Genomic DNA, 12,777 nt, shown 5'->3' with positions numbered 1-12,777 from the left:
GAGATCCCACATGGCACACCAACGACCCCAATTGCGCATCGCCGTCGACATCGGCGGCACCTTCACCGACATGGCGGCCTTCGACGAGGGCAGCGGCAAGCTGCTGTTCGGCAAGGCCTTGTCGACCCACGGCGAACTGGTCAGGGGCATCCAAGCCACGATCGACAGCGCCGACATCGACTGGCGCGACGGCAACCTGTTCCTGCACGGCTCGACCATCGCGATCAACACGCTGCTCGAGCGCACCGGCGCCAACACCGCGCTGCTGATCACCGAAGGCTTCCGCGACATCTACGAGATCGGCCGTGTCAACCGGCCCGATGCCTACAACCTCTTCTTCAACAAGCACCAGCCGCTGGTGAAGCGATCGCTGCGCTTCGAGGTCGCCGAGCGCCTGCGCGCCGACGGCAGCACGCACAAGCCGCTGGACGAGGCCGCCGTGCGCGAACTGGCGCGCGAGCTGAAGCAGCACGAGGTGCAGGCAGTGGCCGTGCTGCTGCTGCACTCCTACCGCAACCCGGCGCACGAGCAACGCGTCAAGGCCATCCTGCAGGAGGAGATGCCCGGCGCCTTCGTCTGCGCCTCCCACGAGCTGAGCCAGGAATACCGCGAGTTCGAGCGTGTCTCCACCGCGGTAGCCAATGCCTACGTCGGGCCACGCGTGTCCGAGTACCTGGGCCAGCTCGAGAGCCACCTGTCGGGCAGGGGCTTCGAGGGTGACTTCTACATCGTGCAGTCCACCGGCGGCCTGTTCCCGGTGGAGCATGCGAAGGTGGGATGCGTGCGCATGCTGGAATCGGGTCCGGCGGCCGGCGTGATCGGCGCGCAGGCGATCTGCGCCCAGCTCGGCATGGGCGATGCCATCGCCTTCGACATGGGTGGCACCACCGCCAAGGCCGGGGTGATCAGCGAGGGCCGGCCGCTGACGACGGGCTCGGCGCTGATCGGCGGCTACGAACGTGCGCTGCCCATCCAGATCCCGATGATGGACATCCACGAGGTCGGCACCGGGGGCGGCAGCATCGCACGCGTTGAGACCGGCAGCGCGCTGCGTGTCGGCCCGCAGAGTGCTGGCTCGATCCCCGGTCCGGTCGCCTACGGCCGCGGCGGTACCGAGCCGACCGTGACCGATGCCAACCTGCTGCTCGGCCGGCTCGATGCCGACCACTTCCTGGGCGGCGAGCTCAAGCTCGACCTCGACGGCTGCCAGCGCCAGATGCGCGAGCGCCTGGCCAAGCCGCTGGGGCTGGACCCCACCGCGGCCGCGGACGGCATCCTGCGCATTGCGGTGACGCAGATGTCGCATGCGGTGAAGGCCGTGACCACCGAGCGCGGCCTGGACGCCGGCAGCTTCACGATGGTCGTGTACGGCGGCGCCGGTCCGCTGCACGCATCGGCCATTGCCCGCGAGATCGGCATCCGCAAGGTGCTGATCCCATATGCGCCGGGTTATTTCTCGGCCTACGGCATGCTGTTCTCCGACCTGCGCTACGACTACGTGCGCTCGGTCTTCCGCAAGCTCAACGACGTCTCGTTCGAGGAGATCGAGGCGGCGTACAAGACCATGGAAGACGAAGGGCGCGCGGCACTGGCGCAATCCGGCATCAACCCCGACGGCGTCGTCATCGAGCGTGCCGCCGACATGCGCTACGTCGGACAGGAGCACGCGGTCACGGTCGACCTGCCGCTGGCCTACTTTGCAGGCAAGGACAGGCAATCGATCAAGAAGCAGTTCGACGAACTGCACAAGGTGCGCTATGGCACCTCCGCACCCAAGGAGCCGGCCGACCTGGTCAGCCTGCGCGTGACGGTGCTGGGCACGATGAAGAAGCCGCCCAGGCACAGCGTGGATGCGGGCACGGCCACACCCGACAAGCGCGCGGTACGTGCCGTCAAGCCGGTGTACTTCCGCGCCGGCGGATGGGCCGACACGCCGGTCTACCTGCGCGACCTGCTGTTGGCGGGCAACGTCATCAGCGGGCCGGCCCTCATCGAGGAACACGCCTCCACCACCGTCGTGCAGCCCGGTGATGAGCTGCGTGTGGACGAACTTGGCAACCTGCAGATCTCCATCGGAAGCGATCGCTCATGAGCACCACCCAAGCCACTACCCAAGCCACTACGCAGGCGAACACCCACGGCACCACCCGGGCGCCTGACACGAGCTCCGCCACCGTGGACGCGGTCACCGTCGAAATCATCCGCAACGGCCTTTATGCCGTCACCGAGGAGATGAAGACCAACCTGACGCGCACCGCCTACAACCTGATCATCTACGAGGCGCTGGACTTCACGGTGGGCCTGTTCACCAAGGAAGGCGACACCGTCTCGATCGGCCTGGGCTTGCCGATGTTCATCCGCGGCATGTCGGAGACGGTGAAGGCCAAGATCCGCCACTTCGGCTACGAGAACATCCTGCCGGGTGACATCCTGGTCACCAACGATGCCTACACCACCGGCAGCCACCTGAACCACTTCACCTTCACCATGCCGGTGTTCCACGAGGGCAGGCTCGAAGGCTTCACCTGCTGCATGGCGCACTGGCTGGACGTGGGCGGCACGCTGGGCAACGTCACCACCGACATCTTCAGCGAAGGGATCCAGATCCCGATCATCAAGTACCAGCGCGAAGGCGTCGTCAACCAGGACCTGATCGACATCATCGCGATGAACGTGCGCCTGGCCGAGCGGGCCCTGGGCGACCTGCGTGCGCAGATCACGGCCATCACCACCGGCGAGCGCCGCTACGTCGAGCTGCTGCAGCGCTACGGCGCCGATGCAGTGAACGCATCGATCCGCCAGATCATGGATGCGTCGGAAGCGGTGGCCCGGCAGAACACGCTGTCGATCCCCGACGGCGTGTACGAGGCCGAGTCGTTCATGGACGACGACGGCCTCGAGATCGGCAAGCGGATCCCGATCCGCGTCAAGGTCACGGTGGCGGGCGATGAGATGACCGTCGACCTGTCGGACGTCAGCAAGCAGGTGCGGGGCTTCTACAACTCGGGCTTCACCACCGGCATCGCCTGCGCGCAGGTGGCCTACAAGTGCCTGACGACACCGACGGACTACCCGGTCAACGACGGCAGCTTCAGGCCGCTGAAGGTGGTGATGCCGATGGGAACGGTGATCAGCGCGGAGCGCCCCTACCCGATGCGCGTGTGGATGACCTTCCCGATGACGGTCATCGACACGATCTTCAAGGCGCTGGCACCGGCGATCCCGCACCGCTCGATCGCGGGACACCATGCCGACCTGGTGTTTCCGAACATCCACGGCATCAGCCCCGAGGACGGCCGGCTGTTCATCGTCGGCATCGGACCGCTGGGCGGCGGCTGGGGCGCCAAGAGCAGCGAGGACGGCGTGTCGGTCACCGTCTGCATCAACGACGGCGACACGCACAACAGCCCGACCGAGCAACTCGAAGCCAAGTACCCGGTGCTGGTCGAGAAGTACGCGATCCGCCAGGACAGCGCCGGTGCCGGCAAGTACCGCGGCGGCCTGGGCGCCGAGATGGTGGTGCAGGCGCTGTCGCCCTTCACCGTGACGACCCGCATCGACCGCGTGCATTGCAAGCCCTGGGGCCTGGAAGGCGGCGGCGACGCGATGGGCAACGGGCTGGCCGTTCGCCACAAGGGCGAGTGGAAGACCGATCACCTGAACGCCAAGATCTTCAACGTGCGGCTGGAGCGAGGCGACGCCTACAAGATGCTGTCGGGCGGGGGTGGCGGCTTCGGAGACCCGCTGGAACGCGACATCGAGAAGGTGGCCGAGGACGTGCGCGAAGGTTACGTCAGCGCGCAAGTGGCGCGCGAGGTCTACCGCGTGGCACTCGACTCGAGCGGCCAGGTGCATGCGCAGGCCACGAGCGCCTTGCGCAGCGCGCCACGCCCGCCCGCCAATGGCACGGCGGGCGACCTGGCCTGGGCCGGACAGTGAGCGCCGCAGGCCTGGCCGTGGATGCCGACGATCTCGTCCAGCGTGCCGAGCACCTGCTCGACCTGTGGAGTGCACTGTCGATGCAGCACGTGGCGCTGGGCGCCGGATGCGGCTGCGGCGTGGGCGGCATCAGCCTGCGGCTGGACGACTTCGAACTCGACATCGTCGACTACCTCGGCGACGCTGGTACGCGTTCCGATGTGCCGGAGGTGGCGATGTTCTTCACCGCCTTGCAGAAGAGCGCCGAGGAGGGTGCATCGATGGGATCACGGGCGCAGCCACTGCGCCGCCTGCTCGATCAGGCCCGCCGCGAACGCTTGCCTGCATCGGTGGCCGAGTGGCTGCTGCCCAAGGTCGAGAAGACGCTGCGCTCCTATGCCGAACTGCACGGGCCGAAGCTCGAGGATTGACCGTGCGCCGCCGACGACCCAACACGTAAATCGAGGAGACATCATGAACATCAACCAGGTGCTGGCAGTGGCGGGCCTGCTCGCCGCCGCCCCTTCATGGGCCCAGACCGAGAAATTCCCGGAGAAGGACAAGACGATCCGCATCGTCGTGCCGTTTTCCGCCGGCGGTGGCGTCGACAACGCTGCCCGCCTGCTCAGCGAGCAACTGCGCAAGCAGTTCGGCAGTACCGTCATCGTCGACAACAAGGCCGGTGCCAGCGGCACCATCGGCGGTAATGCCGTCAAGACGGCCCACGCCGACGGCTACACGCTGCTGTTTTCGGCGGCCACGCACGTGCTGGCCAAGCAGGTGCTGGCCAAGCCGCCGTACGACCCGCAGACCGACTTCGCACCGGTCGCGCGCGTCGGGGAGGCGCCCTTGATGCTGGTCATCGCACCGCAACGATCGGAGAAGAAGCTGTCGGAGGTGCTGGCCTCGGCGAAGCAGGAGCCGGAAAAGTGGACCGCGGCCATACCCGCCGCTGGCGCGCCCAGCCACCTCGCCACCTTGTTGCTGGCCCAGCAGAGCGGCGTCAAGTTCACCTACGTGCCCTACAAGGGGACGCAGCCAGCGCTGGTGGACGTGGGTGGTGGTCATGTCAACCTGCTGCTCGACTCGATGATCTCGTTGCAGCCGCTGGCCAAGGCCGGACAGGTCAAGCCGATCGCGATCACGTCCGCAAAACGCAGCCCGCTCGCACCCGAGGTGCCGACCGTCGCCGAAAGCGGAATGCCCAACTTCTCGTACGTGTCCTGGTATGGCGTCTGGGCGCCGAAGGACACGCCTGCCGATCGCATCGCCATCCTCAACGCCGCCATCAACAAGGCGGTGGTTGAGCTCGGCAAGTCCGGCGCCTTCGCGAGCCTGGGCATCGACCCCGTCTCCGAGACCACCGAACAGTTCAGGCGCTACGTCGCCGCCGACGTTGCGCAAGGCGCCGAGCTGCTGAAAAGCGCGGGCTTCAAGCCGGAGTAGGCGCATGCCGCAACAAGGAAACATCATGATGAAACGCCTGAGCGCAGCCACCCTGGGCGGTGCCTGCCTGGCTGCCGCAGCGCAGTCGTCGGTCACCATCGGCGGCACCGTCGACCTCGGCCTGCGACAGGTGCGCAACGGCTCCCTCGGATCGATCAAGTCCGAGGTCAGCGGCGCCAATGCGACGAGCAAGCTCATCGTTCGGGGTGTCGAGAACCTGGGCGGCGGGCGCAGTGCCGGCTTCTATCTCGACGCGACGATCCTCGGCGACATGGGCACCGTCGGCGCCGCGACGCCAGCCGGCCAGTTCTGGGACCGACGCTCCACCGTGAGCCTGGCCGATAGCCGACTGGGTGAGGTTCGACTCGGCCGCGACTGGGTGCCGACGCATCTGGTGTGGACGAGCTTCGACCCGTTTACGACGCTGGGCGTTGCAAGCGCCAACACGTTCCGGTCGTTCGCCGCCTCGCGCGCGCTGGGACAAGCCTTCGGCACGGCCGGCGAGGCGACGACGGCCAACCCGACCCTGCGCGTCAGCAACGCGCTCGAATACTTCCTGCCGGCGGGACTGGCCGGCGTCTACGGCCAGGCTGTCGTGACGGCCGGGGAGGGCGGTGCAACCGGCGCCGGCGGCACGAAGGGCAGCGGCTTCCGCCTCGGCTGGGCGAGCGGCCCTTGGAACGTCGCGGCCGCGCAATTCACGACCCGCAACGCCGCCGGCAACCAGCACTTCAAGGACCAGGTCTACGGCGCCTCCTACGACTTCGGCGTCGTCAAGCTCGACGTCATGCAGCGGCGATGGGTGTTCGGCGCCGACCGGACCGTCAACACCCAGGTTGGCGCGGTGATTCCGGTTGGCCCTGGCCTGGTCAAGTTGACGTATCTGCGGGCCGACCAGTCGGGTTCCACCGCAGCACGAGATGCCAACGATGCCAGGCTGCTGGGTGCGGGCTACGTGCACAGCCTGTCCAAGCGCACCGCGCTCTACACGCACCTCGCCCGCGTAGAGAACAAGGGGGCAGCGACCTTCGCCATTCCGGGCGGGCCAGCCGTGAGCGCCACGACCACCGCCGCCAACTACTCCGGCGGTCAAAAGTCTACCGCGTACGAATTTGGCATCCGACACGACTTCTGATCGTGGTTGCGGCCATTTAACTCGGTCAGCTGTCGAAGGGCCATCACTGCGATCGCGGGCAGATGTGGCCTGCCGTGGGCATCGTCCTGTGCGGCAAGGCCGGACGTTTGCGACTTCATGACCCTTGTCCTGCGGCGCTTCGACACGACCGCGCGATGCCTTTAGCGTCGAATGATTGCCGGCCTTCCAAGGACTGCCGCACGCCCGTTGGGCGAGGCCACTCCGGCCGCCGCCCCGCAGCACCAGTGCCACGTTGTTGCCGTGTGCGCAGATGGCTGGACGCTGGTTGACGCGCCTGGCCTGCAGCTTGGTGCGCTGTCCTCTCATCAGCAGGCGGCAGCAGGCCACAGCCGGCCAGCAGCGGAGCGGTGATTCTCCGGGCTGCCGATGCGCGCTTGCAGCGCAGCTTCAGGACGCGCCGCTGCGCGCCAGCGCCATGGCGTCGGCCCCGGCCGGCCTGCGCATTGGGCCGTTGACGTCCGTAGCCGCCTGCCACACGGCGTCGGCCACCTCAGCCTCTGCTGTGACATGCTCCACCTGCGTCAGCATCGCGAACACCCGCCGTGCGTAGCCGGCATACGCCTCGGGCACCAAGCCCTGCATGCGCTCGCTGCCGTTGACGGCGAAGCGCGTGGTCGGCGCGTAGCCCGGCTGCACCAGCCGAGCGTGGATTCCGAACTCGGCCAGTTCCAGCGCCAGCGAGGCGGTGAAACCCTCGACCGCGGTTTTGCTGGCGGTGTAGGCGGCTACCAGGGGCATGGGTGCCAACACCGCGCTGGAGGTGACGTTGATGATCGATCCGGACCGCCGGTGACGGAACTGCGGCAGCACGGCTTGGCACATGGCCATCGTGCCCAGCGTGTTGGTCTCAAAGACTTCGCGCACCGTGCTCATCGGAGTGGCCTCGAAGGCGCCGAACAAGCCGATGCCCGCGTTGTTGACCAGCACGTCGATGGCGCCGCAGCGCTGCAAGGCGCTGGCGATGCTGGCAGGGTCCGTCACATCAAGCGCAACGGGCTGAAAGCGTTCCGAGGTGGGGATGACGCCGTCCGACAGGGCGTCGGGTTGGCGCATCCCGGCAAAGACGTTCCAGCCCTTGGTGTGGAAGTGCAGGGCCGTGGCCAGGCCGTAGCCGGACGAGCAACCAGTGATGAGAATCGTGTTCATGCGGGAAATCCTTTGGTGGGTGGTGAACAAGCAGGTGATGCTTGGCGCAGGCTTCACACGTTAGGGAGCCGGCGCCGGATCGACTACGATCCGTCGTCCATCAAAAGTCTGCCAACGTCCGCCATGCGATTCCACGCCGCGCCCAGCGACCCCCTTGCGGAGGTCATCGCCCTGTTGCAGCCCCGCAGCGCCTACTCGCGCACCATTGAGGGCGCCGGGCGTTGGGCGGTGCGGTATGGCGCCTTCGGTCTGCCCAGCTTCTGCGTGGTGCTGGAAGGCGGCTGCCAGCTCGCCGTTCAACGGCAGGCGCCCGTCGAGCTGCGGCAGGGCGACTTCGTGCTGCTGCCGGCCACGCCGGGCTTTGTGTTGTCCAGCCTGGAGTTGGGCGCCATACCTGTGGATTTAGATGCGCAGCAGATCGCTGCCCAGGCGGCGCGCCTGGATGGTGGTGTCGGCGGGGACCAGCCGCCGGACGAGACCTTGCGCCACGGCAACCCCGAGGGGCCGCCTGACCTTCGCGTGCTCGGCGGGTTTTTCGAGTTCGGTTCGCCCGACGCAGGCTTGCTGGTTTCGCTGCTGCCGGCCATGCTGCACGTGCGAGACGTGCCGCGCCTGAGCCTCCTCGTCGGTCAGGTGGGAGAGGAGACGCGCACACGGCGCGCCGGGCGCACGCTCGTGATGACGCGCTTTGTTGAGCTGATGCTGATCGAGGCCTTGCGCTCGGCGGCCGAGGTCGACGGCCGTGCCGAAGGGGCACCACCGGGCCTGTTGCGTGGTCTGGCAGACCCGCGTCTGGCCCAGGCTCTGAGGGCCATGCACGCAGCGCCGGAGCGGCGGTGGACTGTGGTCCAACTCGCCGCCGAGGCGGCACTGTCACGATCGGCCTTCTACGAGCGCTTCAGCAAGGCCCTGGGCCTGCCACCGATGGAATACCTGCAGGCGTGGCGGATGGCGCTGGCCAAGGACTTGTTGCGAGGGCAATCCATGTCCGTCCAGCAGATCGCCGAGCGCGTGGGCTACGGCTCGGCCAGCACCTTCAGCATGGCCTTCAGTCGGGTGGTGGGAATGGCACCGGGGAGGTTCGGAAGAACCTAGACGTAGGACGGATGTCCGACGGCGGCTGCCGAAACACTGCATCTGGGCGCATGGGCAAGCGGACGAGCACGAAGTCGCTTGGCGGCATTCCACGCGGCAGGCACCAGGCTCAAGAGGTGGCCGATCTGATCAACTTCCTGGCATCCCGAAGTGCCGCATCGCTATCGGGGTCGGAGCATCTCATCGGCGACCGCACGGTCCTGACCCTGTAGGCGAAGGTACGGATTGAGACGCCGTTGCGGTCCTGACCGGCTGGCCCGTCTGCCAACTCGAAAGGGGCTGGTGGATCGGCCCTCCAAGGGGCACCTTCGCCGTCGATGACGACCAGTAGGAGCGACGCTCAGCGCACCGAGAACGGCGCCTGGTACGGGCGGCCATAGGCCACTCCGCCGGTGATGGTGCCGGCGGGCCGCAGGTGGGCACGCCCTTCCCGCTGGTTGTTGCGGGTGTCGACGAAGGTCACTGGGCCTTCCACCAGCTCCAGTATCGACAGGTCGGCCGGCGCACCGACCTGCAGCGTGCCCAGCTTGGGCATGCGGCCGATGGCACGCGCCGGCGCCTGCGTCGCCATCGCCACCACCTGCGGCAGCGAGAAGCCCAGGTGAAGGAACTTGCTCATCACCCACGGTAGGTAGGGGATGCCCGGCGTGTTGGCGCTGAAGACGTGCACGTCCGACGAGATGGTGTCGGGCGGGCAGCCTTGGGCAATGGCCGCTTCCGCAACCGTGTAGTCAAAGCTGCCGCCGCCGTGACCGACGTCGAAGACCACGCCCCGCTGCTTAGCGGCCAGCGCCGCCGGCAGCAGCCGGCCGTCCTGCACGATGTTGGTGAACTCGCCCGCCAGGTTGGGCGCGCCGGAGTAGGCATGGGTGAGGATGTCGCCCGGCCGCAGCAAGTCGAGAATCTGCGACATCAGCGCCCGGTCCGACACGCCACCGATGTGGCACATGAGTCGGGCCGGAACACCGGAGCGCTCGCAGGCCAAGAGGGCGCGCTTGAGCGGCTCCGCACCGTGGCGGGCGATCACGTTCTCGCTCATGCGCACCTTCACGCCGAGCACGATGTCGGCGTTCTCGGCGATGGCGCGTGCCGTGGCCTCCACCTGCGCATAGTCGATGTTGTAGAGCTCCGGCACCGGAAAGCCGGCCAGCCCCGCCACCGCGATGTGGATGAAGGCGAACTGCCGGGTGCGGCCGCCGGGCACGACGAAGCGGCGCCAGGCCGCAATGTTGTTGGCGCCGGCGTCCCCGGCGGACACCACGGTGGTGGTGCATTGGTGCGCCACCAGCTCGTCGGCCGGAATCCCGATCGCCGATCCAAAGGGATAGGTGTGCGCGTGCAGGTCGATGAGGCCCGGCGTGACGAGCTTGCCGCCAGCGTCCATCACCCGGCTGCCGCGCTCCGCCGGGATGGCGGGCGCAATGGCCTCAATCAGGCCGTGGCGGATGCCGATGTCGTACAGGCCAGACAGGTTCTGGCTCGGGTCCACCAGGTTGGCCCGGCGCACCAGCAGGTCGAACTTGTCGCCCGGTGCCATTGCGGCCCGGGCGGGGCCGGCCAGGGCAGGCAGCAGGGCCGCTGCGCCGTAAAGGCCGCCGAGGCGGATGAAGTCGCGACGATGGTGGGGGGTCATGCGGGTCAGCTCCTGTGCATTTTTCAAGGCGATGCATCAGAGCAGTCCCGTCGCGGCCGCGCAAGGGCGTTAGTGCCGAGAGGCGGCCGTGCCGCCACCGTGCTGGGCTCCACCGGCCCAGGCCCCGGTGGCTTGCTGTAGGCCGCCCTCCAGCGCCAGTAACGGCTTGCGGAATTGCGCCACCACCGTGGCCATGTCCTGGTCAGTCGACCCGTTGCTGCCGCAGTCGGACGCCGAGCTGGACGGCAAGCTGCTGGAACTGGCCACACCCGTGCTGGGCGCAGAGGAGGCACAGGCCTTGCGCAGCCGGCTGTGGGGCGTGGACCACGCCGTTCACGTGCGGCAGTTGCTGGGGTGAGCGGTGCGCCGGCACTTCAGCGGCCGGCCGGTGTTGGCCCCGGCCGCGCCGCCTCATGCGGGTGACGTCGATCGTGCGCATGGTCATCATCGCGTCGAACACACGCATGCGCACCGGCGGCTCGGGATCGGTCATGCCGTCTTCCAGCGGGCGCGGCGTGATCCGCCAGAAAGAGCCCGAGGTCGTCCTTGCACCAACCGCACTCGATCTTCTCCGCCGTGGCCCACGGCGCGGGTTCAACAGCGTTGTCGAAACAGGCGTGGAACGCTCGAGCCAATCGAATGAGTGCGTCGTCTGATCAGACAGGTCGTCAAGGGCCATCGGGCCACGCGCGCGTTGGACGGTTGCGGCGCAGAGCGTGAGAGGTCGTTTTCAGCAGTCTGCCGTCGGAGAGCGCCCCGCCGACACCGAGCGCTCCCAGGATGACGACCAGGGAATCCGGGCTTCGCTCGCGGAGCTTTTTCTACGTGTACGAGTCTGGAAAGAGCAGAGTGTGATGACGGCTAATTGCTTGAGGAGGCACAAAACGCTGCGCCAGACCACGGGCGACTTGCTTTAAGCTAGTAGAAGGCCCACGTCTGCGAACGCTTGGGCACGCCAGTACCTGTGCCAGCCGGCGTGTTGTCACCTTGGCTCGTCGTCGGGCGGCAGACTACGCTCGAGCTGGCACACCTCTCCCTTCTGATTGCGGCGCATCAAAGTCGTCCGGCACGGTCGACCGCCCCGCCCACGACCCAAGGGTCATGCCCGGTACTGGCCATTCCAACGCTTGCCTGCACTCGCCATCTCGTCCAGCGCCTTCGCGAGCCGCTCGGCGTCATTCACCCTGGTGGCCACCACCAGCAGGTCGCCCGTCTCCAGCATTCGGCGCTGGCGCTGCCACACCGCCTCAATCACGGGGCGCAAGCCGGCTCGAGGGTAGGGCGGTTGGTCGCCCGTCGGCATGTCCACGTACCAACCGCGCACAACCGCCTTCTGCGCTTTGTTGAGCTGCTCCCAGCGCACGTTCAACGGTACACCCTCTTTTGAGGTCGTCGCGACAATGGCGGCCGGCCGCGCGAATCTGTCCGGCCGGGGCAGGGCGTGCAGCGGTCCGGGCGTGCCGCATCCGGCGATCGAGCTGGCAAGCGCAAGCACAGCGAACGAAGCAACCGAACAGGAGAGAGTGGTCCAGCCTGGCATGCGAGCCCCCTCGACTGACGGCGGCTGCATCCTCCCATGCGCCGGTCTTCCGCGGAATGGCGGCGGCTTCAAGCCGACTTGCGTCGGGGACTCACCCGCCCCAACGCGACGAGATTGCCGGACGCGGGTAGCGCCGTTGGCTGCCACTCATAGGCGACTCCGTGGAGCGCGTGGCCTCGAAGATGAGCGCTGCCGAATCCCGGATCGCAAGAATCAAGTTGCCAACAGCGTCCTGCCAAGCATCTCCCTAGGAGATTCCGCAGCTGGTCATGACGTTAGTAGAAGGCCGGGTTCGTGGATTGACCTTGTGGGGCGGCAAGCTTCCCTGAATCGAGTGCAAGAGCTGCTCGGCAACGCCGCGCCAGCGCTTCAGTGCCTCCAAAAGGCCGATGACGACCCGGTCCATCGCCGCCCTCGCGTCTCGTTCAGGGTGACTGGTCAAGCCATTGACCGCGCGCATCGCTTTCACGATGACCAGCTTCCGGTACACGCCGCCATGCCCTCCGGTGCAGGAAGGCGACGCAGAGAGCTTCGTCGCGCATGCATGTTGGTTCATGGACTACGGTGGACCGGCGCGTGGTGACGCCGAGCCGGACTTGCGTCGGGCGATGGCACTTCACCCGGGCCTGTGGGAGCGGTGGTGGAAGCTGGCTGAATTAGTGTCCAACGAGGGTGCAATCGAACACGCTGGAGCTCCCTGTTGAGGGGGGCTTAGGGGAGCTGAGCACTAAGGCCGTCGCAGGAGGCTGTGCGGCTTCTGCCGCGCAGACTCCCCGACGGCTTCACGCAGCAACACCACGATTACCAGGTCGTGGATGGGATTGGCAGGGCGGAGCGGATGCA

At 67.4% G+C, this 12,777-nt stretch carries 12 protein-coding genes; 8 read left to right on the top strand and 4 right to left on the bottom strand.

What is annotated here, in order from left to right:
- Positions 1-10: 10 nt before the first annotated feature.
- From VO99_RS17945 to VO99_RS17925, 5 genes are read left to right on the top strand one after another with little or no spacing between them, the layout of a single operon-like run.
- Complete coding sequence (locus tag VO99_RS17945) at positions 11-2,092, top strand: hydantoinase/oxoprolinase family protein (protein WP_046114283.1); 2,082 nt, start codon at positions 11-13, stop codon at positions 2,090-2,092.
- Entirely contained in the window at positions 2,089-3,939 is a 1,851-nt protein-coding gene (locus VO99_RS17940; protein WP_232315407.1) for a hydantoinase B/oxoprolinase family protein, read from the top strand. The genes VO99_RS17945 and VO99_RS17940 overlap by 4 nt, the downstream gene beginning before the upstream one ends.
- 17 nt (positions 3,940-3,956) lie before the next feature.
- Positions 3,957-4,349 (top strand): type II secretion system F family protein, encoded by a 393-nt coding sequence (locus tag VO99_RS17935; RefSeq protein WP_232315406.1) that lies wholly within the window; start codon positions 3,957-3,959, stop codon positions 4,347-4,349.
- A 43-nt stretch (positions 4,350-4,392) separates the two neighbouring features.
- Complete coding sequence (locus VO99_RS17930) at positions 4,393-5,364, top strand: Bug family tripartite tricarboxylate transporter substrate binding protein (protein WP_083440705.1); 972 nt, start codon at positions 4,393-4,395, stop codon at positions 5,362-5,364.
- Positions 5,365-5,392: 28 nt separating this feature from the next.
- A complete protein-coding gene (locus VO99_RS17925) occupies positions 5,393-6,499 on the top strand; it encodes a porin (RefSeq protein WP_232315405.1) in 1,107 nt (368 codons plus the stop codon).
- Positions 6,500-6,907: 408 nt separating this feature from the next.
- Here VO99_RS17925 and VO99_RS17920 read toward each other — a convergent pair whose 3' ends face one another.
- Positions 6,908-7,666, bottom strand: coding sequence for an SDR family oxidoreductase (locus tag VO99_RS17920; protein WP_046114281.1), 759 nt, complete (start codon positions 7,664-7,666; stop codon positions 6,908-6,910).
- Positions 7,667-7,789: 123 nt separating this feature from the next.
- Between VO99_RS17920 and VO99_RS17915 the strand changes: the two genes are divergently transcribed.
- Positions 7,790-8,761, top strand: coding sequence for an AraC family transcriptional regulator (locus VO99_RS17915; protein WP_046114280.1), 972 nt, complete (start codon positions 7,790-7,792; stop codon positions 8,759-8,761).
- A 340-nt stretch (positions 8,762-9,101) separates the two neighbouring features.
- Here the strand turns inward: VO99_RS17915 and VO99_RS17910 are convergent, their stop codons facing one another.
- Positions 9,102-10,394, bottom strand: a complete 1,293-nt coding sequence (locus tag VO99_RS17910; RefSeq protein ID WP_046114279.1) for an amidohydrolase family protein — start codon at positions 10,392-10,394, stop codon at positions 9,102-9,104.
- Positions 10,395-10,587: 193 nt separating this feature from the next.
- On the opposite strand from VO99_RS17910, the gene VO99_RS30355 reads away from it, so the two are divergent.
- Positions 10,588-10,752, top strand: a complete 165-nt coding sequence (locus VO99_RS30355; protein ID WP_157039625.1) for a hypothetical protein — start codon at positions 10,588-10,590, stop codon at positions 10,750-10,752.
- Between the two features lie 55 nt (positions 10,753-10,807).
- Positions 10,808-11,050 carry a hypothetical protein gene (locus VO99_RS30350; RefSeq protein ID WP_198156986.1) on the top strand — a complete coding sequence of 81 codons (243 nt, stop codon included), beginning with the start codon at positions 10,808-10,810 and terminating at the stop codon, positions 11,048-11,050.
- A 443-nt stretch (positions 11,051-11,493) separates the two neighbouring features.
- On the opposite strand, the gene VO99_RS30345 is transcribed toward VO99_RS30350, so the two are convergent.
- Positions 11,494-11,934 (bottom strand): hypothetical protein, encoded by a 441-nt coding sequence (locus VO99_RS30345; protein ID WP_157039623.1) that lies wholly within the window; start codon positions 11,932-11,934, stop codon positions 11,494-11,496.
- A gap of 247 nt (positions 11,935-12,181) precedes the next feature.
- The gene (locus VO99_RS31365; protein WP_157039622.1) at positions 12,182-12,490 is read right to left on the bottom strand and encodes a hypothetical protein; all 309 of its coding nucleotides are present in this window, start codon (positions 12,488-12,490) and stop codon (positions 12,182-12,184) included.
- Positions 12,491-12,777: the final 287 nt, after the last annotated feature.

Origin of the sequence: Aquincola tertiaricarbonis (genome assembly GCF_000969605.1) — a bacterium.
GTDB classification, from domain to species: domain Bacteria; phylum Pseudomonadota; class Gammaproteobacteria; order Burkholderiales; family Burkholderiaceae_C; genus Aquincola; species Aquincola tertiaricarbonis.
Note: the sequence above shows the minus strand (reverse complement) of the source record. Positions and strands in the feature narration are given on the sequence as shown.

Excerpts from the sequence above, each read along its gene's own strand:
- VO99_RS17945 (WP_046114283.1), top strand. The coding sequence starts at position 11 with ATGGCACACCAACGACCCCAATTGCGCATCGCCGTCGACATCGGCGGC.
- VO99_RS17940 (WP_232315407.1), top strand. The coding sequence starts at position 2,089 with ATGAGCACCACCCAAGCCACTACCCAAGCCACTACGCAGGCGAACACC.
- VO99_RS17930 (WP_083440705.1), top strand. The coding sequence starts at position 4,393 with ATGAACATCAACCAGGTGCTGGCAGTGGCGGGCCTGCTCGCCGCCGCC.
- VO99_RS17925 (WP_232315405.1), top strand. The coding sequence starts at position 5,393 with ATGAAACGCCTGAGCGCAGCCACCCTGGGCGGTGCCTGCCTGGCTGCC.
- VO99_RS17920 (WP_046114281.1), bottom strand. The coding sequence starts at position 7,666 with ATGAACACGATTCTCATCACTGGTTGCTCGTCCGGCTACGGCCTGGCC.
- VO99_RS17915 (WP_046114280.1), top strand. The coding sequence starts at position 7,790 with ATGCGATTCCACGCCGCGCCCAGCGACCCCCTTGCGGAGGTCATCGCC.
- VO99_RS17910 (WP_046114279.1), bottom strand. The coding sequence starts at position 10,394 with ATGACCCCCCACCATCGTCGCGACTTCATCCGCCTCGGCGGCCTTTAC.
- VO99_RS30355 (WP_157039625.1), top strand. The coding sequence starts at position 10,588 with ATGTCCTGGTCAGTCGACCCGTTGCTGCCGCAGTCGGACGCCGAGCTG.
- VO99_RS30350 (WP_198156986.1), top strand. The coding sequence starts at position 10,808 with ATGCGGGTGACGTCGATCGTGCGCATGGTCATCATCGCGTCGAACACA.
- VO99_RS30345 (WP_157039623.1), bottom strand. The coding sequence starts at position 11,934 with ATGCCAGGCTGGACCACTCTCTCCTGTTCGGTTGCTTCGTTCGCTGTG.
- VO99_RS31365 (WP_157039622.1), bottom strand. The coding sequence starts at position 12,490 with ATGAACCAACATGCATGCGCGACGAAGCTCTCTGCGTCGCCTTCCTGC.